The sequence below is a fragment of the Rhizobium sp. R339 genome (assembly GCF_002211395.1).
Classification (GTDB): Bacteria; Pseudomonadota; Alphaproteobacteria; order Rhizobiales; family Rhizobiaceae; genus Rhizobium.
This window is the reverse complement of the sequence record NZ_LOKV01000022.1, coordinates 1-2,420: the sequence shown is the minus strand read 5'-3', so window position 1 is coordinate 2,420 and position 2,420 is coordinate 1. Positions and strand designations below refer to the sequence as shown.

2 protein-coding genes and 1 pseudogene are annotated in these 2,420 nt (G+C 59.7%); 2 read left to right on the top strand and 1 reads right to left on the bottom strand.

Annotated features, from left to right (window positions below):
- A pseudogene (locus tag ATY76_RS19235) lies at positions 1 to 148 on the bottom strand (aspartate-semialdehyde dehydrogenase); the annotation flags it as partial.
- A gap of 276 nt (positions 149 to 424) precedes the next feature.
- Between ATY76_RS19235 and groES the strand changes: the two are divergent.
- Together groES and groL are read left to right on the top strand one after the other, a co-directional pair.
- Complete coding sequence (gene groES / locus ATY76_RS19230; RefSeq protein ID WP_088676337.1) at positions 425 to 739, top strand: co-chaperone GroES; 315 nt, start codon at positions 425 to 427, stop codon at positions 737 to 739.
- Between the two features lie 51 nt (positions 740 to 790).
- Positions 791 to 2,419, top strand: coding sequence for a chaperonin GroEL (gene groL / locus ATY76_RS19225; protein ID WP_088676336.1), 1,629 nt, complete (start codon positions 791 to 793; stop codon positions 2,417 to 2,419).
- Position 2,420 lies beyond the last annotated feature (1 nt).

Here is a 2,420-nt window from a genome sequence, read left to right as displayed (position 1 = left end):
GCATCTCCGGAAAGTCCGGAGCCAGATCGTAATCCTGCCAGACATAGCTTTGCAGGACGGATTCAAAATCAGGAATGCGATAGAGGATATGCGCTGTCGTCAGCCCGTAGCCGTTCAGCTGACGGTCGAGATCTGATAAAAATTGCATGCTTCATCTCCGTTTCATGACGATCGAAGGTCGCGCAAAATTCTGCGACGATCAACATAATCCCGAACGCGTCCACCATTTTTATGTTCCTTTACAGGGTGTTAGCAGCCATATCGGCCGAGTGCTGATTTTTTTACGTGACCCTCTTGAAATCGAAAAAGCGCAAAACCAGATTTTTGCGCGCAGAACGCTCGACGAGAGGTTTTGCACCCGCCCGGACTGGTCATCCGGTCCGGCCAGGGGAACATCGTTATTGTTTGTCCATTGGAGGAAAACATGTCGTTCCGACCGCTTCATGATCGCATTCTCGTCCGCCGGGTCGATTCCGAGGAAAAGACCAAGGGCGGCATCATCATTCCCGACACTGCCAAGGAGAAGCCGCAGGAAGGCGAGGTCATCGCCGTCGGCCCCGGCGCGCGCAGCGAAGCCGGCCAGATCCAGGCGCTCGACGTCAAGGTCGGCGATCGCATCCTGTTCGGCAAGTGGTCGGGCACCGAGATCAAGATCAATGGCGAAGACCTGCTGATCATGAAGGAAAGCGATGTCATGGGCATTATCGAGGCCCGGGCCGCCGAAAAGATCGCCGCCTGAGGCGATTTCCGCGCATTAGTCAAAAAAGCTGCCTATTGAAGGAGTGACAGAATGGCTGCGAAAGAAGTCAAGTTTCATAGCGATGCCCGTGAACGCATGCTGCGTGGGGTCGATGTGCTGGCCAATGCGGTGAAGGTGACGCTGGGTCCGAAGGGCCGCAACGTGGTGATCGACAAGTCTTTCGGCGCGCCGCGCATCACCAAGGACGGTGTCTCGGTCGCCAAGGAAATCGAGCTCGAAGACAAGTTCGAAAACATGGGCGCCCAGATGCTGCGCGAAGTGGCATCCAAGACCAACGACCTCGCTGGTGACGGTACCACCACTGCGACGGTGCTCGCTCAGGCGATCGTCAAGGAAGGCGCCAAGGCGGTTGCATCCGGCATGAACCCGATGGACCTGAAGCGGGGCATCGATCTGGCCGTTGAAGCCATCGTCGCCGAGCTGAAGACCAATGCCCGCAAGATCTCCAACAATTCCGAAATCGCCCAGGTCGGCGCGATCTCGGCCAATGGCGATTCCGAAATCGGCCGCTACCTGGCCGAAGCGATGGAAAAAGTCGGCAACGAAGGCGTCATCACGGTTGAAGAAGCCAAGACCGCCGAAACCGAGCTCGAAGTCGTTGAAGGCATGCAGTTCGACCGCGGTTATCTCAGCCCCTATTTCGTCACCAACCAGGACAAGATGCGGGTCGAGCTCGAGGATCCTTATATCCTCATTCACGAGAAGAAGCTCTCGAACCTGCAGTCGATGCTGCCGGTTCTCGAAGCCGTCGTCCAGTCCGGCAAGCCGCTCCTGATCATCGCTGAAGACGTCGAGGGCGAAGCCCTTGCAACGCTCGTCGTCAACAAGCTGCGCGGTGGTCTCAAGATCGCTGCCGTCAAGGCGCCTGGTTTCGGCGACCGCCGCAAGGCCATGCTCGAAGACATCGCCATCCTGACGGGCGGCACCGTCATCTCCGAAGATCTCGGCATCAAGCTCGAGAACGTGACGCTCAACATGCTCGGTCGCGCCAAGAAGGTGGCGATCGAGAAGGAAAACACCACCATCATCGACGGCGCCGGTTCGAAGGCGGAACTCGACGGTCGCACCGCTCAGATCCGCGCCCAGATCGAGGAAACCACCTCCGACTACGACCGGGAGAAGCTGCAGGAACGCCTTGCCAAGCTCGCCGGCGGCGTTGCCGTCATTCGCGTCGGCGGCTCGACCGAGGTCGAAGTGAAGGAGAAGAAGGATCGCGTCGACGACGCGCTTCATGCGACGCGGGCGGCGGTCGAGGAAGGCATTCTGCCGGGCGGCGGCGTGGCGCTGCTGCGCGCCGTCAAGGCGCTCGACGCGATCAAGACTGCCAATGACGACCAGCGCGTCGGTGTCGACATCGTCCGCCGCGCCATCGAGGCGCCGGTTCGCCAGATCGCCGAAAATGCCGGAGCGGAAGGCTCCATCATCGTCGGCAAACTGCGCGAAAAGAGCGAGTTCTCCTACGGCTGGAATGCTCAGACAGGAGAATATGGCGACCTCTATGCGCAGGGCGTGATCGATCCGGCCAAGGTGGTGCGCACCGCGCTGCAGGATGCCGCCTCCGTTGCCGGCCTGCTGGTGACGACGGAAGCGATGATCGCCGAGAAGCCGAAGAAGGAAGCCGCTCCGGCAATGCCGGCCGGCGCCGGCATGGACTTCTAAA

Coding starts and splice junctions, on each gene's coding strand:
- groES (WP_088676337.1), top strand. CDS start 425: ATGTCGTTCCGACCGCTTCATGATCGCATTCTCGTCCGCCGGGTCGAT.
- groL (WP_088676336.1), top strand. CDS start 791: ATGGCTGCGAAAGAAGTCAAGTTTCATAGCGATGCCCGTGAACGCATG.